Below are 19,509 nucleotides of genomic sequence, written 5' to 3'. Positions count from 1 at the left end.
TAGGAATTAAATTTACTTAATCAGCAGCATACAAAGCAGTAATTTTGTCTTTGTATTTTTCCGTGATTAAGTGGCGCTTCATTTTGAAAAGATTTGTCAATTCATCACCGACTTCAAAAGGTTTGGTAATGAGAATGAATGGAGTTACTTGTTCAAAAGACTTAAATCCAGTTTTGGTATTGTTCAGAGCTTTGATTTCTTTTTTGTAGAAATCAAGAACCTTTGGATTTTCAATGAGTTTCTGTTTGTCAGTCTCTGAAATTCCATTTTCTTTAGCCCACTCTGTCAATTTATCAAAATCAGGAACAACAAGCGCACCTAAGTTCTTTTGGTCTTGTCCAATCACCATCACTTGCGCAATGAAAGGAGATTCAGTGAGTTTGTCTTCAATGGGTACAGGTTCTACGTTTTCCCCACCAAGGAGAACTACCGTATCTTTGGCACGACCTGTGATGGTTAGGGTCTTTTTGAAATTGAACATTCCAATATCTCCCGTATCCATCCAACCATCTTTCAAAACTTTCGCTGTAGTTTCTGGGTTTTTATAATACCCTTTCATCACCTGTGGTCCACGGATATGGATGACCCCACGAGCTCCGTATTTTCCAGAAATGAGTTTTTGGTTGGCATCCACATGCGTAAGGACTTTTCCCAAATCATCTCGGATTTGCACTGATGTCTCAGGAGTGATGACCCCAACAGAACCTTGGACCAACTTTTTAAAAGTTCGAACCGAAATCACTGGAGAAGTTTCTGTCATTCCATACCCTTCGAGTACATTGATTCCAATGTCATTGAAGAAAGCATCCACATGTCTTTGGAGGGCTCCACCACCGGATACGGAAGCTTTTAGTTCCCCACCAGTAGCTTCTCTAATTTTGGAAAGTACAACCAAATCCAAAAGGAAGTAAGGAATCGCCAAAACAATGGCCAGTACCAAGTAGTAAAAACCTTTGAATAAAGAAACAATAGGATTTCTTCCCACGTAATCCACTTGGTTTCCTTTTAAAAACCTTGTGGCAGCATTGAAGTGTTTGGAGAAAAAATAAGCCATATTGAACAAACCACGGCGTAGAGCTGGAGTTTGTTTTGGATCATTGATTCTTGTATAAATTCCGTTGTAGATACTTTCCCAAAGTCTTGGAGCAGAAGCCATAAAAGTAGGTTTTGCCTTTTTCATGTCATCTCGCAAATCACGAACGTTGGTATAGTATGTCGCACAACCTGCAGCAATCGCTAAATATTCAAAAACTCGTTCAAATACGTGCCAAACAGGTAGGATAGACAACATCCTTTCATCTTGTTTGATTTCGATCATACTTCCTAAAATGACAGATGTTTGGTGGATCATGTTGCTATGTTTCAGCATAACACCTTTTGGCATCCCTGTTGTTCCAGAAGTATAAATGATTGTAAAGAGGTCATCAGGAGCGATTGCTTTCATCCGCTCTTCTGCTTTTTTAGAACCTTTGGCGCGGAGTTCTTTTCCCTTTTCAATTAGATCATAAAGCTTTAATACACCAGTTGCAGTGGATTTTTTATCCATAACAATGAGAGTTTTAGCAAATTCTAATTGAGAGCGGTTCTTTTGAAATTTCTCGAGCATTTTATCGTTCTCAAGAAAAATCACTTTTGCTTCACAATGGTTTAGAATATAAGCAATTTCTGAATCAGTAATGTCGGTTCCACGAGGAACATCTGCTGCACCGGCCATGAGGATTCCATAATCGGAAACAATCCATTCCAATCGGTTATCGGCTAGCAAGGCGACATTTTCTTTTGCAGTTACACCCAAATCAATGAGAGCTTCTGCTAAGTTGATACCAAGATCATATACTTCTTTAAAAGTGACAGGTTGATAGGACTTAGATTCGTCTTTACTGACGAACGCGGGGCGGTTCCCAAATTTTTCAGCACTCTGCTGGAAGAGTTCGGGCAAATTGGCTGGCATTATTCTGACTCCTTTCTCTAAAGAAAACGTAAAAAGGTATCTTTAAGGGACTTTTTTAACGAACATGAGTCAAGACATTTTCAATCTTGTCATTGAAATCAAGGGAAAATCAAATTGTTGTTTCGCATTGCACAATTATGGCAGATCGGACGCAGCCCATACATGAGAACGAATGACAAGCCCCGAAAGGTCAGATTCAATCAGTCCATATTGCCGATACACAATCTTTCCGCTCCTGTCAAAGACAAGGAGGCAAGGAATTCCTTCGACATGATAAAAATCTGTTAATTTCCAGTCTTTATCCAGTAAGGTGGGGTAACTCATCTTCAATCGTTCCATATCTTTTTTGATTTTTTCAATGGGTTCCGATGTATCGGTGTTAACTCCTCGAAATACAAAATCCTTTTCCGAAACTGAAGACTTCCACTTGTTGATGGTGGGTACTGCTTTCGCACAAGGTTCACACCAGGTGGCCCAAAAATCCAAAACAAGGACCTTTCCCTTAAAAGTTTCCATCTTTTCCGAGGTGCCGTTCACAGTGGCCAGGGGTTCTGGATAAAAATCGTCAGGTTCACCTTGGGGTTTACAAAAAAGGAGAGAAAGGAGAAAGATCAGATAAAAACTGGATTTAGCGTGTCGCAAAGTTTTGGTCATCCTATTTGAATTCATTAATTTATAATTACTTTTCCAACTTAGACGAATGGAACGAATACGTAAAGGGAAACTGGACTGGAAAAGGAATTTCTATGATTCCCTCGACGGTTCAACCATACGAAACCGGGGATGAAACAACCGTTATCTGGAAGTCAAATTCTAAAGAAACCAAATCTTATTTTAAACGCGGGAAAAAAGATTATTCTTTTGTTTGGTTTCTTCCATCGGAAGTCCTCTGTGATCGAGTCAAACTTACCGCAAAAGATGAAGATTGGGAATGTGAAATCCAAGCCATGACAAAAGACAGGTTTCATTTGCATGTCCTTCCTAAATCAGACAAATCAAAAATTCTTTATTCCGGAGTGGTTACAAAGAAAAAGGGTCTATTCTCCTTCCTCTAAAACCTTTCTAAAAACTTCTTCTGTGATCTTAGCTGCATTTTCCCAAGTAAATTCAGAAATGGATACTTCAAGTGGTGTAGGGTTTTCATAAAACTTTTTGATCACTTCAGCCCATAGTTTTGCATCTTCCCTAGTTTGGTAAGGAAGGTATGTGACCCCATTCTTTCCAATTTCGTGAAAAGTAGGAATATCAGAAACCACACAATTTAATCCATGAAAAATAGCTTCCACCATAGGTATTCCAAATCCTTCATACTTACTCGCAAAGGTAAACAAACCTGCTCTTTTGTAGAGATGTTGCAATTCAGAATCAGAAACAGAATCCAAAATATGAATGTCTTTATACAAACTTCGCTCTTGTAATAACTCTTCTATAAATTCTGGTGATTCCCAACCGATTTTGCCAACAATCACCCAAGGTCGGTAGTGATGAGGATCTGCTTTACGATATTCCCGAAAGACCTCAAGTAAAAATGGATAGTTTTTTCTTGGTTCAATTGTGGATACTGATAATAAAAAATCTGTCCCCAAATCCTTAATTCGATTGGAAACTTTTGTATCTAAATGTTTTGTCATATCCATTGGATTCACACCTGGGTAGGAAACCCCTGTTTGTTCCACAGGATAACCAAATTTAAGACACATATCATCACTTGTTTGTTTCGAAATGGAGAGTATAAAACTTGATCGTCTAACAGAGTATCGCTGAAAAAGTCTCTGCTGGATTTTCGCAATCCAACGCATAGTTTCAGGATACAAATACAATACCAAATCACAATAAGTGAGAACAGCTCTTAAATAACTTGGCAAAAACGGTGGTAATACTTGCTGTGATCCCCAAAAAAGATCTAATCTATGTTTCAACAAATAATACGGTATGTATAGATTATAATACAAACCACCTTTCCATTTTAAAAATCCACCGCCCCTAACCCAAGTTACATTAGGCAAACCCAAAACTGCTTTATGATCCTCATGAATTGGTAAATGTGAAAACAAAAAGAAGTCATACTCTTCTTTATGCGGGAAGGCCTTTAAAGTTTCCGCAATGAGTCGTCCGACTCCTGAAATCCGAGTAGAAAGAGGCCTCGCATCAAGGCCAATTCGTTTGGTTCTTACCATCGTTCCTTTACCTTGAGCGATAATTGGTGCATATCTATTTTGGATTCTAAATAATGTATGGCTGTTTTTTTTCCAGCAACCAACCCATACGATAAGGTATTGGATTGGTTAAAAAGATAACCTTTGTCTTTTAAAGGAAAACAAGTAAAATTCTCCTCATCCAAGAGGGCAATTCCACCACAAATATCCCATTCGTTTTTGGGTTTTAAGGAAACAATTAGGTCAATAAATCCTGCAGATAGTAGTCCTAACTTGTAAGCAATACTACCCATAGAACGAATTTCAAAATCTTCCTGCCAAAATGAATCGGCAAACAATCCTTCTTTCATCTCAGACAGAGAAACAAGTAAAACTGGTTTATTGGTAACTGGTTTTGATTCCTCTAACGGATGCAATACGGAACTACTTTCAACAACTAAAGTTCTAAAATTCTCCTCTGTAGCAAAGGGAGGTTGCAATTTAGCAAAAAAAGTATTTCTAATTTTGGAAAAAAATTCTCCAGTCGCAGGATTAAAAACCACTCCCCAAACTGCTTCACCATTTCGAACAAGCCCCAAACTCAACGCAAACTGGTCATTTTTTTTAACAAATTCTCGAGTTCCGTCAATGGGATCTAAAATCCAAACCCATTCTTTATCCAAACGCCTGTTTGTATCTGTTTTCTCTTCCGATAAAAAACCGTGGTTTGGAAAACGTGCGGAGATTTTTTCAAAAAGAAATTCACTCGCAAATAGATCAGCTTCCGTGACAGGATCATTGCCACCTTTGTCGCGAATTTGAAAGTCTGATTTGTAAATGGCTAATATGGAATCTCCAACTGATAATACCCACTGCCAAACTTCCCTAAAATCTTTTTCTTCCATTCCGCCCTGATGAATAATTAATTCTTTTTTTCTTCTTTATGAGCGTTTGAACCTAAATCCAAACCTTCTGGTTTCTCTAATACAATTTCTTCTGATGGAGAAGTAACATAGGTCTCTGGATCTACAGGAAATTGGTATTGAAAATAATAGTTTTTATACTTAACAAAAAAAGTATTTGTTCCTTCTGGACGTTCTGTTTGTAAGTCCTGGAATTTTAGGTCTTTTAAATCTTTTTTGGGATTTGTGAGACGTTTAGAAAGGGTACTTCGAACCGAACTAACCATATTGGCTTCAAAATTCTTTTTTTTCTGCTCATCAGTAAGTTTTGGATTTCGAAGATAGTCTTCTAGTTTAGTAAACTCTTCCGCCAAACCGGAGTTTTGTTGTCCATAAATAAACGTTACCGGAAACAATACAATTATACCTAAAATCCAAAATCTTCTCATAGCCGTTCCTCTTCTAGTTCATGAAATTATCTCTAATGGTGTGTATGCCAATAAGAATTTTTTATCCAAATGAGAGCCGAATCTCACTTCGACCTTACGGTTGTCCCCTGATCCAGAGATGGATAAAATACGGCCATCCCCGTAAACTTTATGCCGGACCTTGGTTCCCACTTGAAAATCACCATCACCTGCTTTCGCAAGTACAGTTTCAAATTTTTCCTCAACCTTATGAAATCTTTCTGCTCTTGGCGTAAATTCTGGCCTGCGGACTCCATAACGATTTTCAGTAAATTCACCTTCGACAAATTCACTCGGTAGTTCTTCCAAAAATTGGGAAGGGAGTCTTGCTTCCACTTCTCCAAACTTACGGGTGAACCTGGAAAAACTGATTTCTAAATGTTTCCTGGCTCTTGTGATCGCAACATAGGCAAGTCTTCTCTCTTCCTCTAAACCATCGACTGAGTCTATGGATAAAAAATGAGGGAATGTACCCTCTTCCATTCCTGCCATAAAAACATGATGAAATTCTAATCCCTTGGCATTATGGACGGTCATAAGAATTACATAGTCAGGTAAATCTTTTGTATTGTCTTCACTAGTAATCAAAGATATATTTCCAAGGTACTCTTCAAGTGTTGCTTCAGGATTGTTATCCTCAAATTCTTTTAGAGCATTCACAAATTCATTTAAGTTTGATAATCTAGAAAATGAATCCTCAGTTCCTTCATTCTCTAAAAATTCACGGTAACCAGAATGTTCTAAAACATCATAAGCAATTTCCGATGGAGTTTTTTTTCCAAGATCCTCCATCGAAGAATCAAACATTCTATATAAGGAAGATAACTTTTGCAAAGTTCCTTTTTTGATTTCTGGAACAGATTTTCCTAAACATTCGAATAAAGAAAGACCTTCGCTCACAGAATAGGATAACAATCGGTTTACTGTAGTATCACCGATTCCACGTGGAGGTGAATTGATGATGCGAAGTAGAGAGGTGGAGTCCACGGGGTTCACAACTACCGAAAGATAGGCAATTAAATCTTTTACTTCCTTTCTATCAAAAAATCGGAACCCACCAAAGATTTTATATGGAATTGCTTTTTTTCGTAATGCCTCTTCAAAGTATCTAGATTGTGAATTGGTTCGATAAAAAACAGCAAAATTGGAATACTTTTGTCCTCGCCTAACTCCCGCTTGAATTTTCTGAACAATTCCTTCCGCTTCTTCGATCTCATTCTGGTAGGAAGTGAGTTTAATTTTATCCCCCAAAGGATTTTCTGTTCTGAGGGTTTTATTTGTTCTTTGTTTATTGTTAGCAATTAACGCAGCAGCGGTTTCAATAATTGTTTTTGTGGAACGATAATTTTCCTCTAGCTTAACAACAACTGCATCCGGATAATCCTTTTTGAAGTTTAGAATATTCGAAATATCTGCTCCGCGCCAGGAATAAATTGATTGGTCATCGTCCCCGACAACACAAAGATTCTTATGAAAGGAAGAAAGCGACTGCACCAAATGGTATTGGATTTTATTTGTATCTTGGTATTCATCTACCATGATGTATTTCCAAAGCCTTTGGTATTTTTCCAAAATGACTGGGAAATCGCGAAATAAAATGACTGTTTTTAAAATCAAATCACCAAAATCTAAAGCATTTCGTAAGTCTTTTCGTTTTTCATATTCTATAAAAACGGAAGCAATAGTTTTTGTATAAGAATCATCTGCTTTCTTTTTTGCATATTCCTCGGCAGTCATAAAGGAATCTTTTGTTGAAGAAAAAATATTGGCAAGGCTCGAAGGGCGAAACTCTTTTGTATCCATATCTTTGGACTTTAAAATTTCTTTGATCAGCGATTCCTGCATATCGCTGTCATAAACGGTAAAGTTATTTCCGATTCCTAAAGCCTTACCTTCCCTTCGAAGTAAATACAAACAAAGGGAATGGAAGGTGCGAACCAACGGCTCTCCGTTCCCTTCTGGCAACAAACTCCGGCAACGACTGCGCATTTCTTCTGCAGCTTTGTTCGTAAACGTAACGGCAAGGATTTGATTCGGATAAACTTTATGATTGAGAATAAGATTGGCAATTCTATAGGTGATCACCCTAGTTTTACCTGAACCTGCACCAGCTAAAATGAGAAGCGGTCCTTCTACCGATTCAACCGCTTTTTTTTGTTCAGAATTTAACCCAACTAACTCCACCTAGAATCGCATATCTCCAATTCCAAAAACAAATTGAAAGCTGTTATTATCTGGATAAAGACCAAATGGTCTGTCTTCCACTCCCGTATAACGAATCCTTTGCGCAAAATACAAACGAAGTGGTAATACAGGAATTTGGATCCTTAATCCAAAACCCCAAGAAAAACGGAAGTTTGACATAGAAAGATTTTTACTAGAAAGAACTAAATTTCCTGGATCATTCACAACAAGAGGTGAATCAGGAAGTTTTTGTCCGTATGAATTATAATTTTCGTATAAGTAAGTTTCAACAGGTTCTTTTGTGCGTTGTGCTTGAACTAATGAATCATAGTTTTTGAAGAATTCTTTTCTTTCACCTACTGCACGGTTGATTTGTTCATACATTGCACCAGCATCGAAGAAGATAACAAACCAGAGTAACGACGGTTCGATAGGAAACCGCATTTCAGAAGTAAAAAGAACCCGACTGGATGCCCCATCTTTCCATTCATCAGGATAGTATTTATCGTCAAAAAACCATCCACGAAGAGATTCATATCCTCCAAGAAATAACCTGTCCTGTACTTGAATGTAAGGAATTCGTTCTTTATCTTGATTTTTATACTTCGGAGTTCTTTCAAAAGTAAATACAGAAGAGGTTCTGAACTGTTGAACCACCCGCCATCGCCTAAGTGCGTTTTTGCGAATGAGACCAAAAAAAGTATAATCAAACCAAGTATGGTAGTATTCCAAAATAGGACTAAACTGATCGAAATGACTTTCGCCACCAAGGAACTGACCTACGTTGTCCACGGAAAAGATTAAGTTAAATCCTTGTGTGGAATTAAACACGTTATCCCGGCTATCATAAGCAATACCGTTAGTTAACTGGGAACGAAATTGCCAGCCGCGGTCTACCTCTGCTAAGACTTGGTCAGAAACAAGCGAAGTTGGTCTCGTAGATGCAAAAAAGGAAGGAGAATAACGATGGAAGTGAGTCCAGTTGATTAAGAATCTATGTCCAAGTCCCGCACTCACACCCACACCCGAACGTTCATAAGACGCTACTTCCTTAATCCCTTGGTTGTTGTTTTCTGTAATTGAGGTAGCACCAACATACAAAGTTCGGGAAGAATAAAAAGCAGAAAGAGTTAATGACCAAGGTTTGTCCATAAACCAAGGTTCTGTCCAAGATATTTGTAAATAACGGCGTATCGGTCCAAATTCCACACGACCTGTAATTTGTTGTCCAGATCCGTTCAGGTTATTCTCACCTAACTGAGTAAAGATGGAAAATCCAGTAATGGTTCCATAACCACCCCCCATCGACACTGTTCCTGTAGGTTGTTCCACAAGTTCAATGATGAGGTTCATTTTAGTTTCATCGGAACCAGGTCTCATATTAAAGTTTACTTCTTTAAAATAACCTAAGTTAAAGATCCTTTCCCGAGACCTGTTTACAAGTGTGGAATTAAAAAGATCGCCAGGTTTAAAAAGAAGTTCTCTACGAACCACTCGATCTTGTGTCTTTTTATTTCCTTTGATAATGATGTTTTCAATAAAAGCTAAGTTGTTTTCACGAATGGTAAAATCAACATGGATGAATTTTTTACCTCTTAATTTTGGCTCATCTTCATATATCTTTCTTAACTTTGCAACATTTAGCCGGTTGTATTCTTCATTACAATCAGAAGTTGCATCTGAACTTCCACGTTTATCGCAGTTTTCATAACGCGCTAAATATCCATCACTTAATTCAATGACCTTTCTGCGAGGGATTACCTGTGCGAATAAATACCCTTTTGCCGAATAAGCTTCGTTAATCGAAGCTCTATCTTTTTGAAATTTTGTTTCATCAAAAACTTCTCCCACATCTGCAGGAGCAAATTCAAATTGGTCTTCCAAAAATTTTACTGGATAAACCGGTGACCATTCTTCCTTTGGCGTCCCTATTGGGTTATTTTCTTTGTTTAAAAATTGTGGCATTCCATTGGGAGCAATGGTCATATCATGGCTTGTGGAATATCCATTATAGAAGTATTGTTCGCCTTCTACGATTTTAAAATTGACTATGACAACACGTTTGTCCTTTTTCTGAGGATTCTCCCAGCGAATTTCCCAGTTGGTTCCTTCGTTACTGAGCTCCGCATCGACATAACCTCTCGATTTAAGGTAAGCAGAAATTTTCTGTTTATCTGATTCAAAAGCGGATTCTTTAAATACACCTGATTCAATAATTCCACTTTCTTTTAAATCCATGATTCCTTGGATATCATAGGTATCTATTTCGCTATTTCCAAAAATGTTAATTTTACTGACGGGAATTTCTTCACCTTCATCAATAATAAACTTCACTTTCACCGTGTTCGTTTCAAGATTCACAGGTTCCGTCTCAAAACGTACATATGCTAAAAAGAAACCTTCATCTCGGTATTTCTTCAGAATTACTTCTTTAGAAAGAGTCACTTTCTTGGGAGTGATCACTTCGTTTTCTTTCAGTGGGATTTTATCACGTAAATCAGAGGGGAATACTTCATCTGCCCCAATAAAATCAATGTCTTTCACTCGAGGCCGTTCTTTTACGACTACTAGGATTTTGACTCCTTCCCCGTCGGCTTCTCCCTGAATATCGATATGATAAAAGAACCCTGAAACAAAAAGGGCACGCATATCTGCATTCAAAATTCCTTGTGATAATTGCATCCCTGGACGCATGTCCATTAGTTCCAAAATATCATCAGAGGAAGTATTGATATTCCCCTTAAATTCAACTTTAGTAATGACTTTATCTATAAATACAGATTTGTTCGACCAAAGGGAAACCCACTCTGCCGAAACTAGTAAAAGGAGAGATAAGACAAAAAGACTAAAAAACTTAATTTTTTTTTGAATATTCAAAGAATCACTTAGATGTGCCTTTCACCATAGCTAGGTTAAAGCGACTAACACCTGCAGCATTCACTGCATCGATTACCTTAACTACAACTTGGTAAGACGCACCACCATCTCCACGAATAATGACTTTATTTTTTTTAGGGTCTCTTTCTTTTTCAGGACCAAGGAATCCGTTTATTTTTTCAGTAAGTCCTTCGAGAGGAACTGGTTCGGAATTTTGATCCAAATAAATTTTTCCCTGTTTGTCTACAGTGATAACAAGTTCATCTTTTTGTTTTTCTTTAGCAACACTGGATGACCGAGGCAATTCCACTTTCAACGCAGTGTTTTTTTCTAAAGTTGCATTCATCAAAAAGTAAATCACTATAAAGGAAATAACATCGATGAGAGGTGCAAGTTCAATGTTATTAAATGATTTTTGCGTTTTGCGAAATTTCATTTAGGTTTATCGTTTGTTTAGGTGGGGTAACACCAAATCAGTTACGTTTTCCATTTCTGTAATTCTTTCCTCTTTCATTCGGGAGAAAAGATTATAAAAAATGTAAGCAGGAATTGCAATTCCAAGTCCCATTGCAGTTGTAATAAGGGCTTCTGAAATACCAACTTCAGCACCTTGGGTTCCTGCCCCTTCTGCAAAGGACCGAACAATCCCGATGACCGTCCCAAGTACCCCGAGTAACGGAGCGATGGTGGCAATGGTTCCAAGACCGGTTAAATAACGTTCCATCAAATATATTTGTCGGAAACCTTCTTGGCGGATGTCCTCTTCCCAGAACTGAACTCCTCTACGTTTGAGATCAAACGCCATTCGAAGAAGGACGGCTGCAGGTGATTGAATGTCTTGGCCTAAAACATCCTTAGCTTCATCCCATTTTTGTTCCCGAGCTAATTCACGAACTCGACGGAAATGGTCTTGAGGGATGGCCTTTAATTTCCAATAATAAACAAGTCGTTCCACGATGATGGTAAAACCAACAATAGAAACAAAGATGATTAATATTGGAATGGTTTGCGGTGGAACCGAGGAAATGATTGAATCTGATTTAGCGAAAGGAAAAAACATGAATGAGACCCCATTGAAGGATTACGAATAGAGTTTTCAGTCTTCCCTTTTTCGCCAAATACTATTTTTAGACGACTAGCCTGCTTTTTTCATCAAAAGATCCGTCGCGGCTTTTAACACTGCAGAGGTCAGTTGTTTACCTCCGATCATTCGCGCCAGCTCCCTTTTCCGTTCTTCGAAATCCAAAACAGAAGCGTAAGAGACCGTTCTTCCACCTTCTTGACGTTTTTCGATCTTGATTTGGTGATCCCCAGAAGCTGCTACCTGTTGGGTGTGCGTAATCAGAAGAATTTGTGAGTTTCTTGCTAGTTTTTTAAGCTTTGTCGCCATTGCTTCCGCCGCTTCCCCACCAAGACCCGTATCCACCTCATCCAAAACCAACATTTGAGGAGAAGGTGCTTGTTTTCCAAGAACACTCCTGAGAGCAAGCATCACTCGAGATAATTCTCCCCCAGATGCCACTTTTCTCAGCGGGCGAGGTTTTTCACCCGGATTGGCACTAAAATAGAACTCAATTTGGTCAAGTCCTGATTCAGAAAGGAAATAAGACTTAGAACCTTCTTCCACTTCTCCTTCTGGGTTTTCTTCCCAACGAAGGACAACCTGGAGTTTTCCTCCTTCCAAACCTAAATCTGCCATCTCTTTTTGAACTTCTTCTTCAAACTGAGAAATGACATTGCGTCGTAACTTGGACAATTGAAACCCTAGTTCTTTCATCTCGGATAGAGATTGGTCTTTTTTGATTCTTAAAAAATCTTCATCCCCTGCTTGTTCGTTCCAACGTTCAAGTTCTGACTTTTTCTCCTCGAGGAGTAAGTTAATTTCAGTTAAACTTACATTATATTTTTTCTTTAGTTTTTTGATGTCCTGGAGTCTAGACTGAACCATATCCAACCTTTCTGGACTAAAAAATAATTCTTCTTCTTCCTCACGAATGACTGACTTGAGAGATTTTAGCCTGTCGTATACCTCTTCCCATTCATCTAACATTTCCTTTTTTTCAGGGATTAATATCGAAATCTTTTGAATCGCATGAATGAGAGTTGGAAAAACTTTTAGAATCGAGTTTTCCTTTTCAGTCAATTCCTCTAACACCAAACGGTAGTTTTCTGCTAATTTTTCACCGTTTGCCAAAAGAGATTCTTCTGTAGATAAACTTTCATCCTCTCCTTCTTTCGGAGAAACCGATTCAATTTCTTCGATTTCATATTCCAGGATTTCCTTGCGTTTGAGCATTGTCCTTCTAGTTTCTTCAAAATCGGTGAGTTTTTGTTTCCAGTGACGGTATTGTTGTAATGCAGATTTAAATTTGAATTTAAGAGATTCTAGGTTACCAAAACGATCTAAAAATTCCAATTGGTTGGATTTTTCCAAAAGGAAAAGTTGTTCGTTTTGAGAATGGATTTCTGCCATGGTTTTACCTAGTTCACGTAAGTGAGTGGTGGAAGCCAAACTCTCACCAATTTTCACACGGGCCTTTCCATCTTTCATCAGTTCTTTGGTGATGATAATTTCATCACCTGTATAACGGAATCCTTGTTCCATCAAATAGTCTTTTGCCAAATTTTGTCCGGTCAAAGATAGGACGGCCTGCAAAGAATACCTTTCTTTTCCCTGCCGGATATTTGCCGTAGAACACCGCCCTCCAAACAGAGAAGCCAAGGCATCGAAAATTAACGATTTTCCGGCACCAGATTCGCCAGTAAAGACAGAGAGACCATCCGCAAGAGACAGTTCCAGGGATTCGAAGAGGGCAAAATCTTTAATTTTCAAATGTGTAATCATATAGACTCCTGTTTGCTATACAAACAATTACTACTTAACAAAAATATAGTCAATGAAATTTTTTAGAATTGAGTAAAAAACGAAATTTCTCTCCCTTTCCCCTCTGAAACCCTGGTGGAAAAGGTACTGTATGAAAGATTTAGAAGGAAAAATCCACCTAGTTTCCAGCCTACCCTTGTTCCGAGGTCTCTCGCGAAAAGAAAAGGTCTGGGTTGCGGAGTCTGTTCATATAGTGGAATCGGAACGAGATGAAATTCTTTTCACTGCAGGAGACGCAGACCGAAGTTTATTTTTGATACTTTCTGGTGGGATCAAATTGTTTCTCCCCAAAAAAGGGGAAGGAAAAAGAGAAGAGGAAGTCCAATACCTCAAAAAAGGGGAATATTTTGGAATCCAATCCTTACTCACTGGAGAAAAACACAGCCATACAGCCGTTACTGTTAGCGAATCTAGATTTCTTGTTCTTTCTCAAGTAGGTTTCCAAAAGTTAATCCAAAAAATTCCTTACCTTTCAATCACATTTTCAAAAATGTTAACTAAGTCATTGCGAGGTGAACTTCTCGGAGGTAGAGAATACTTTCGTAACTCTGTTGTCTGCCTTGTACATTCTGATCCCATTGCCAAAGACCGTTTGTCAAAAGAACTAGTGCAAACCATCGAGGTAGAATCCGGAAAAAAATCCGTAATTCTACATTTCCAACAAAATGGCACAGCTGAAAACCCTTATGTAAAATCTTATAAATTTAAAGATTCTGATTCTATCAAAGAAACATTAGGAAAACATTATGCCAGTCATTCTTTTATTTTTTTGGAAGTGTTTCCTGAAACTGACGAAGAACTAAAACGTCTGTTACTTGATGAAGCAGACCATATTGAAAATTTTATTTCAGCAGATAAAAAAATCAATTTATGTGATTCAATCACAAATGAATCGAAAGAAAATCAAATCCTTTACCACGAAACAAATATTAAAGACACAGTCGACCATGGGAAATGGGAAATTTTTATTCGCAGAAAAGCAAGAGAACTTTCTGGAGTAGAAATGGGTGTGGCACTCGGCGGAGGTGCTGCATTGGGTCTTGCACAAATTGGGATCATGAAGGTCATGGAAGAGGAAGGAATTGTTCCTGACATGATTGCGGGTACTAGTATTGGAGCCATCATTGGGGCCTTCTTCGCAAGCGGGCTTGGATACAAAGGTATCTTACCTCTACTTGGTGAAATGGATAGCATCTTTAAAATGTTCAAACTTGTGGATTTATCGTTTCCAGGGCAAGGTCTCCTCCACGGTAAACATGTTCGCGCACTTCTCGAAAAGTATTTGGGAGATTTGTATTTTGAAGACCTACCCATCAAACTCAGACTGATCAGTTGTGATATTTCCACCAGGCAGGAAATTGTTCTTTCTGAAGGGAAGGTTTTGGATGCAGTGATGGCAAGTATTTCAATCCCAGGAGTGTTTGTTCCACAACCCCAAGAAAATGGAAAAACCTATGTGGATGGAGGGATTGTCAATCCACTTCCCGTTTCAGCGCTCAGCCACGAAGGGGTTCAGAAGATCATCGCCATCAATTCAATGCCGAGTTCAAAAGATGAAATGAAAACAAACAAACTTTTAAATTTAAATGTTTTAGATATCATTGTCAATAGTTTGTATTCCTTACAATACCGGATTGGAAAGTACAGTGCTCAGGAAGCAGACATATATCTCAATCCGATTCTTCCTAATTCCAATTGGTTTGAATTTTGGCGTAGTGCAGAATTCATCCAACTAGGGGAAACAGTGGCAAAAAGTTCCCTAGAAGAAATGAAACAACTGTTTAGCGAAAAAAATTAATCTCTATCGGGAGAAAGTATCACGATATTGTAAGGATTTTTTTCATTTTTTTCTGCATCAGAAAGAGATTCAGAAAATCTAAGTGCTCCTGTAATCACAGTACCCGTAGTCAGTCCGGCAAAGATCCCCTCTTTTTCATAAAGGTCTGCTTGAAGATGCAAAGCTTCGTCTGGAGTGACATGAAAGTAACGGTCTATGAGTTTAGGATCATAAACAGCCGGGAGTTGGATCCTTTCCTTTTCTTTTGGATTTTCCGTTTTCCCGTATTCCATAAAGGGCGAATTTGGTTTTCCCGCAATGATGACTTTGACCCTGCGGTCTTGAGATTTTAAATACCTTCCGATTCCAGTGATGGCTCCACCAGATCCAGGTGCGGAAATCACTGCCCCCACTTTTCCTTGCAAATCTCTCCAAATTTCTGGTCCTGTGGTTTTGAAATGAAAGTTGGGGTTGGCAGGGTTTGAGGCTTCGTCAGGAATCCATCCACCTAGTTTTTTTGCTTTCTCTTCGGCCAGATCATACAATCGCCCCAAATCTCCTTCATTCGTGACAGTAACTTCTGCACCGTAACTCCTAAGAGTTTGGATTCGTTCTGGAGAAGTGTGTAGAGGAACAAAACAGTATACGGGATAACCTTTTACTTTTCCAATCCAAGTGAAACTAATAGAGGAAGAACCTGCTCCCACGAGTATCACACTCATTCCTTTTTTTAGTTTCCCTCTTCTTTCTGCATCGATGTACATCGCAATCGCCGTACGATCTTTGGCAGAACCAGTTGGATTTAAAAATTCTGCTTTGAGATAAAACTGGACTCCCGAATATTCCGAACCGATTCGATTCAATCTGATGAGAGGAGTGTTTCCGATAAGTTGGAGGATATTGTCGTGAATTGGTTTGGCAACGGAAAGTTCCTTTCCAAAGATACCTTGTACGTTGTTAAGCGCCTGAAGAAGGCTATTGCCTAGGTCATCGATGCCTTTGGAAATTGGATCTATCATTATTTTACTTTAATTAATTCTACATCAAAGATAAGGGTAGAATTGGCAGGGATCGGGCCAACGGCACGCGCACCATAACCAAATTGTGGAGGGATGGTGAGTTTTCGTTTTCCACCTTCTTTCATTCCGACAATGCCCCGTTCCCAACCTTGGATCACTTGTCCTTGGCCTAATTGGAAACTAAATGGTTCCCCACGATCGACAGAAGAATCAAAAACTTTTCCGTTAGTAAGTTTGCCTGTGTAATGAACCACAACAGTCGTTCCGCGAATGGCTTCTCTACCTAATCCTTGTTTGGTGTCTTGGATCAGGAGTTCGTCTGCAAAAAGACTACCTGTTAGAAATAAAAATCCGAGTAAAATTGAAAACCGTTTCATAGTGTGATTATACAGTTTTCTCGTACAACCAGGGAACTTCTTTTTGGTTCTTTTCCTCAAATTTTTGAATAAAATCGGCCTTTTGGAGAGTGAGTCCGATATCATCTAAACCATTTAGGAGGCAATGTTTTCGAAAGCCGTCCACTTCAAACGGGTATTTTTTACCTTCTTCCGTCACTACCACTTGGTTTTCTAAATCAATTTCCAAGTTAGCACCTGGTTTTTTATTTATGGTTTGAAAAATTTCTTCTACTTGGTTTTCCGGTAGAACAATGGGTAACATTCCATTTTTAAAACAGTTATTGTAAAAAATGTCTGCATAAGAAGGAGAGATGATGGAACGAAATCCATAATCTTCTAAAGCCCAAGGAGCATGTTCTCTTGAAGATCCACAACCAAAATTATCTCTTGTGACAAGGATATTGGCGCCGTTGTATCTTTCTGCATTGAGTGCAAATTCTGGATTTGGTATTTTCCCAGCATCATCGAGAAATCTCCAATCATGGAATAGATGTTGTCCAAACCCTGACCTTTCAATTTTACGAAGGAATTGTTTTGGGATGATTTGGTCTGTGTCTACGTTTGCCTTATCTAAAAGAGCAGCGATACCTTTTAACTTTGTAAATGCTTTCATCTTATTTCCACTCCCGAATGTCTACAAAATGCCCTTCAACCGCTACGGCAGCTGCCATCGCAGGTCCAACTAAATGCGTTCTTCCACCTTTTCCTTGTCTTCCTTCAAAGTTTCTATTGGAAGTGGAAGCACAACGATCACCGGGCGAAAGAACATCATCGTTCATGGCAAGGCACATCGAACAACCTGGGTTTCTCCATTGGAATCCGGCTTCTAAAAAGATCTTATCGAGTCCTTCTTGTTCCGCTTGTCGTTTCACACGACCAGAACCAGGAACAATGATGGCTTCCACATCTCTACTAACTTTTTTACCTTTGACCGTATCTGCAACGACACGTAAATCTTCAATCCTAGAGTTTGTGCAAGAACCTATAAATACTTTATTTACTTTAACATCGATTAGTTTCTGACCAGGTTTCAGATCCATATAAGCTAGAGCAGACTCTGCTGATTTTTTTTGGACAGGGTCTGTAAAATCAGAAGGTGCTGGCACTGCCGATGTGACAGGAATCACTTGGCCCGGAGAAGTTCCCCAAGAAACCATAGGGGCAATTTCACTTGCATTGAGTATAACAGTTTTATCAAACTTGGCACCGGCATCAGTTGCATAAGCTCTCCACTTTGCAGCTGCTAAATCAAAAGCCTCACCTTTAGGTGCAAAGTCTCTTCCTTTGATATAGTTAATAGTCGTATCATCTGGGGAAATGAGTCCAGCACGGGCACCAGCTTCAATTGCCATATTACAGATTGTCATACGACCTTCCATACTCAGAGAACGAATGGCCTCTCCAGTGAATTCAATTACGTATCCCGTTGCCCCATCAGTACCAATTTTACCAATGATCGCAAGGACAATGTCTTTAGCAGAAACAAGTGGAGATAACTTTCCATCCACACGAATTTCTAAAGTTTTTGGTTTCTTTTGGACGAGTGTTTGTGTTGCGAGAACATGTTCAACTTCAGAAGTTCCAATCCCAAATGCAAGCGCTCCAAAAGCACCATGAGTGGCTGTGTGTGAGTCTCCGCAAACAATTGTCATCCCAGGATGGGTTAGGCCAAGTTCTGGGGCTACAACGTGGACTATTCCGTTGTCTGGATGGTTGATATCAAATAATGTAATTCCGTTTTCTTTACAGTTGTCCATCAAAGTCTGCATTTGGAGGACAGAGATTGGATCAACCGACTTCCAATCACGAGTTCGTGTGGATACGTTGTGGTCCATAGTTGCAAAAGTAGCATCTGGCCGGCGCACTTTCCTATTTGTCAGTTTTAAACTTTCAAAGGCCTGCGGGCTTGTCACCTCATGAACAAGGTGTCTATCAATATAAATGAGGCAGGTTCCATCATCCTCGTGGACCAAATGGTCATTCCAGATCTTCTCAAACATGGTTTTCATAACTAGACTCCCCCACTTCCAGTCATAACTCGGACATGGGGTAGTCTGTCCAGGGAATTTGAAAAAATAGACGAGTTCTAAGGGGTTTGGACGGTCGCACCGTCCACATAGGTTCCAGAAAGTCCGCTACAGTGAGTTGCAGCAGTTCCCCCACCCCCGCCCGTTTTGGGTGCAGTATAAACACCAATGATATAACCAACTCCAGACTGAGTCACTTTGCAAGAACCAACGACACTGGTTTCTGTACATTTGGCAGACTGTTTGGTTCCAGAGAGGCAACTAGTCAGATAACCATAATAATTTTGACAAACACCTGATCCTAAATCACAAGCAAACTTAAATGTTTTGGTAGAACCTCCATTCAAAAGGTCAGAAAGATCTGAATCGGAGATGGTTTGAACGGGAGTTCCGTCTGTCAATACCGTCAAAGGACTTGTTGTGCCACTTTCTTTTTGATACAAGTAAATCAAATAACTTCCCGCCTTTGTGAACGTAATGACTGTGGCAGGAGAATCCACTTTAGAATATTCTGTTCCTTCTTTTGCGAGTATAGCAGAAGATAAATCCAAAGGGCAACTTGTGGATACATAAACGGAAAGTTTCGCATAACGAGAAAGTACGACTCGAGTTCCAATTTGAGCGCCAGCGATTTGCATCACAGCATAATAGGTATCCCCAGCCAAAGAAAAAGACACAGATTGCGAAGTCGTCGTGATTCCCGTATAACCGGCTTTGATTTGTGTTCCTAGACCGGCGACAGTACATCCGTTTGCCCCCGATTCTTTGGCTAAAAGTAGAGAAGTAGTAGCATCATTTTTGGATGACTCTCCCGAGCACTGAACCAAAAATAATGAAAGAACTAGAAGAAGGGAGAAAAGATTCCTTTCTATCATTTGCAACATACCT

The 19,509-nt window shown here is 39.1% G+C and carries 17 protein-coding genes; 2 read left to right on the top strand and 15 right to left on the bottom strand.

The features are described 5' to 3' along the window. Positions 1 to 16: 16 nt before the first annotated feature. Complete coding sequence (locus CH364_RS07100) at positions 17 to 1,951, bottom strand: AMP-dependent synthetase/ligase (protein WP_100742853.1); 1,935 nt, start codon at positions 1,949 to 1,951, stop codon at positions 17 to 19. A 135-nt stretch (positions 1,952 to 2,086) separates the two neighbouring features. Next, positions 2,087 to 2,605, bottom strand: a complete 519-nt coding sequence (locus CH364_RS07095) for a TlpA family protein disulfide reductase (protein ID WP_100743457.1) — start codon at positions 2,603 to 2,605, stop codon at positions 2,087 to 2,089. Between the two features lie 92 nt (positions 2,606 to 2,697). Between CH364_RS07095 and CH364_RS07090 the strand changes: the two genes are divergently transcribed. After that, on the top strand, positions 2,698 to 3,006 hold the full coding sequence (locus CH364_RS07090; RefSeq protein ID WP_100743458.1) for a hypothetical protein: 309 nt from the start codon (positions 2,698 to 2,700) through the stop codon (positions 3,004 to 3,006). Here CH364_RS07090 and CH364_RS07085 read toward each other — a convergent pair. The 8 genes from CH364_RS07085 to recN all read right to left on the bottom strand — a co-directional run bounded on the left by CH364_RS07085 (position 2,989) and on the right by recN (position 13,361). Further along, positions 2,989 to 4,128 (bottom strand): glycosyltransferase family 4 protein, encoded by a 1,140-nt coding sequence (locus CH364_RS07085; RefSeq protein ID WP_100742852.1) that lies wholly within the window; start codon positions 4,126 to 4,128, stop codon positions 2,989 to 2,991. The genes CH364_RS07090 and CH364_RS07085 overlap by 18 nt on opposite strands. Next, on the bottom strand, positions 4,122 to 4,991 hold the full coding sequence (locus CH364_RS07080) for a 3'(2'),5'-bisphosphate nucleotidase CysQ (protein WP_100742851.1): 870 nt from the start codon (positions 4,989 to 4,991) through the stop codon (positions 4,122 to 4,124). Before CH364_RS07080 ends, CH364_RS07085 begins: the two co-directional genes overlap by 7 nt. A 17-nt stretch (positions 4,992 to 5,008) precedes the next feature. Next, positions 5,009 to 5,437 carry an LIC11625 family surface-exposed protein gene (locus tag CH364_RS07075; protein WP_100742850.1) on the bottom strand — a complete coding sequence of 143 codons (429 nt, stop codon included), beginning with the start codon at positions 5,435 to 5,437 and terminating at the stop codon, positions 5,009 to 5,011. A gap of 18 nt (positions 5,438 to 5,455) precedes the next feature. Continuing rightward, the gene (locus tag CH364_RS07070) at positions 5,456 to 7,639 is read right to left on the bottom strand and encodes an ATP-dependent helicase (RefSeq protein ID WP_100742849.1); all 2,184 of its coding nucleotides are present in this window, start codon (positions 7,637 to 7,639) and stop codon (positions 5,456 to 5,458) included. Further along, a complete protein-coding gene (locus tag CH364_RS07065) occupies positions 7,640 to 10,516 on the bottom strand; it encodes a BamA/OMP85 family outer membrane protein (RefSeq protein ID WP_100742848.1) in 2,877 nt (958 codons plus the stop codon). It abuts the gene before it with no gap. 4 nt (positions 10,517 to 10,520) lie between these two features. Beyond that, positions 10,521 to 10,952 (bottom strand): ExbD/TolR family protein, encoded by a 432-nt coding sequence (locus CH364_RS07060; RefSeq protein ID WP_004788434.1) that lies wholly within the window; start codon positions 10,950 to 10,952, stop codon positions 10,521 to 10,523. A gap of 6 nt (positions 10,953 to 10,958) precedes the next feature. Next, a complete protein-coding gene (locus CH364_RS07055) occupies positions 10,959 to 11,576 on the bottom strand; it encodes a MotA/TolQ/ExbB proton channel family protein (RefSeq protein ID WP_100742847.1) in 618 nt (205 codons plus the stop codon). A gap of 75 nt (positions 11,577 to 11,651) precedes the next feature. Then, a complete protein-coding gene (recN, locus tag CH364_RS07050; RefSeq protein WP_100742846.1) occupies positions 11,652 to 13,361 on the bottom strand; it encodes a DNA repair protein RecN in 1,710 nt (569 codons plus the stop codon). 130 nt (positions 13,362 to 13,491) lie between these two features. On the opposite strand from recN, the gene CH364_RS07045 reads away from it, so the two are divergent. Continuing rightward, complete coding sequence (locus tag CH364_RS07045; protein WP_100742845.1) at positions 13,492 to 15,198, top strand: patatin-like phospholipase family protein; 1,707 nt, start codon at positions 13,492 to 13,494, stop codon at positions 15,196 to 15,198. Here CH364_RS07045 and CH364_RS07040 read toward each other — a convergent pair. From CH364_RS07040 to CH364_RS07020, 5 genes are all read right to left on the bottom strand, one after another. Then, a complete protein-coding gene (locus tag CH364_RS07040; RefSeq protein WP_100742844.1) occupies positions 15,195 to 16,196 on the bottom strand; it encodes a PLP-dependent cysteine synthase family protein in 1,002 nt (333 codons plus the stop codon). The two genes, CH364_RS07045 and CH364_RS07040, sit on opposite strands and share 4 nt — an antisense overlap. After that, complete coding sequence (locus tag CH364_RS07035; protein ID WP_100742843.1) at positions 16,196 to 16,573, bottom strand: FKBP-type peptidyl-prolyl cis-trans isomerase; 378 nt, start codon at positions 16,571 to 16,573, stop codon at positions 16,196 to 16,198. Before CH364_RS07035 ends, CH364_RS07040 begins: the two co-directional genes overlap by 1 nt. A 7-nt stretch (positions 16,574 to 16,580) precedes the next feature. Then, positions 16,581 to 17,207 (bottom strand): 3-isopropylmalate dehydratase small subunit, encoded by a 627-nt coding sequence (gene leuD, locus CH364_RS07030; protein WP_100742842.1) that lies wholly within the window; start codon positions 17,205 to 17,207, stop codon positions 16,581 to 16,583. A 1-nt stretch (position 17,208) separates the two neighbouring features. Beyond that, positions 17,209 to 18,603: a 3-isopropylmalate dehydratase large subunit gene (leuC, locus tag CH364_RS07025; RefSeq protein ID WP_100742841.1), complete on the bottom strand. Its 1,395-nt coding sequence runs from the start codon at positions 18,601 to 18,603 to the stop codon at positions 17,209 to 17,211. A gap of 77 nt (positions 18,604 to 18,680) precedes the next feature. Next, positions 18,681 to 19,505, bottom strand: a complete 825-nt coding sequence (locus tag CH364_RS07020; protein ID WP_100742840.1) for a hypothetical protein — start codon at positions 19,503 to 19,505, stop codon at positions 18,681 to 18,683. Positions 19,506 to 19,509: the final 4 nt, after the last annotated feature.

It is taken from the genome of Leptospira harrisiae, assembly GCF_002811945.1.
In the GTDB taxonomy this organism is placed as follows: Bacteria; Spirochaetota; Leptospiria; order Leptospirales; family Leptospiraceae; genus Leptospira_A; species Leptospira_A harrisiae.
The sequence above is the reverse complement of the archived record's forward strand: the minus strand, read 5'-3'. Positions and strand labels throughout refer to the sequence as shown.